The organism is Neisseria sp. P0021.S007 (genome assembly GCF_051956855.1).
Window position 1 is genome coordinate 1 of the sequence record NZ_JBQCXA010000060.1, and the last position, 1,456, is coordinate 1,456.

The following is a 1,456-nucleotide window of genomic DNA, read 5'->3' on the forward strand; positions in this document are numbered from 1 at the left end:
CCGTCATCAAAACGTCCAGCCGCCTGCCTGCCGACAGCAAAATCAGAAAACCGGGCAACATGACCGCGATTGCCGCGACAGGCGATGAGAAACCGGCTTCGGCAAGGCTGCCCGACAGCCATGTGGTTGCACTGCGCAATACCAAATCGTCAGATAAAAACAAAATCATGCTGACCACCGCGCCCGAAAACGCACTCAACACAAAACCCAACACCAGCAATCCCAAAGTACCGCCGCCGAGCAGTTTGTGCACTGCCAAAATCAGCAGGCACACACCCAATGCACCAAGAAAAGCCGCCGCCGGCACACCCATTGCGCCGCCGCCCAAAGCCAATAACACAATCACGCCCAAGGCTGCCCCGCCCGACGTTCCAATCAAACTTGGATCGGCCAGCGGGTTCTCAAATAAAGCCTGCAATGCTGCGCCCGAAGCGGACAAACCGGCTCCGACCAAAAGCGCAGTATAGATGCGCGGTAAACGAATTTGGCGAACGGTTTCATCCATCGCCAGCGGCGACTCCCACGCGCCAAAACCGATGCCGCAGCACAAATAAACGGCGGCGGCAGTCAGCAACAGGCAAAGGGTAAGGATATGCGGTTTCATGACATCATGCGGTTTAATCGGATTAGGGGACGGTTTCAGACGGCATTTTTAAGACAGCCGTTTTGCTTCCTCAACAAGAAGGAACACATCAAGGCCGTCTGAAAACAAAAATCGGGCAGGATTTTCAAAACAGGCGCGTTTATTTCGCCAAACCGTGCAAACGCTGAATCACTTGCGGCGTATCCAGCCCGTAACGGAACATATCGTTGGCCTTCCACAAATAAATCTTGCCGTTTTTCGCGGCAGGCGAGCCAGCGATTTCGGGACGTGCGGCAAAGGTTTTGACGTTGCCTATCATGGCAGTGTTGTGGTCGGCGATAATGATGATGTCGGGTTTGGCCGCAATCCATGCCTCACGCGTCATCGGTTTGAGGCCGTCAATGGCTGCTGCGGCATTGATACCGCCGGCGCGGCGGATGATTTCGTCGGCAGCCGTATTCTTGCCCGATACGATGCGTCCGTCGTAGCTGAAGAGGTAGCGTTTGCCGCTGAAAGGCTGCTGTTTCATATCCGCCTGCCACTTGCTTGCCAACTTGTCCGCCTGTGCGCTTTTGCCGATAAGCTGACCGATGTTGCGGATACTTTGCGGATAGGCGGCGATGCTGTCGTCGGGTGCAACATTGACGGCTTTAATGCCTGCTTTTTGCAGGTGGGCAAAAATATCGGCAGGCTGCGCCATCCATGAACCGATGGCAATGTCGGGTTTGGCGGCCACAATCGGCTCAACCGTCAGGCGGCGATGAATGCCGATACTGGGCTTGTTTTTCAACGCCGGATTTTGAACGGTCTGATCGCGGCCGACGATCTCGTCCAATGCGCCGAGCGCGGCAACAATGTCTGCCGTATCGGGGG

Annotated in this window: 2 protein-coding genes; both read right to left on the reverse strand. The window is 55.6% G+C overall.

Annotated elements, in window-relative coordinates; all coding sequences use genetic code 11:
- On the reverse strand, positions 1-604 hold a 604-nt coding region (locus tag ACTHUR_RS11045), incomplete at its 3' end, for a FecCD family ABC transporter permease (protein WP_440398601.1).
- Positions 605-743: 139 nt separating this feature from the next.
- The coding region (locus ACTHUR_RS11050) for a heme/hemin ABC transporter substrate-binding protein (RefSeq protein WP_440398602.1) at positions 744-1,456 on the reverse strand (713 nt) is incomplete at its 5' end.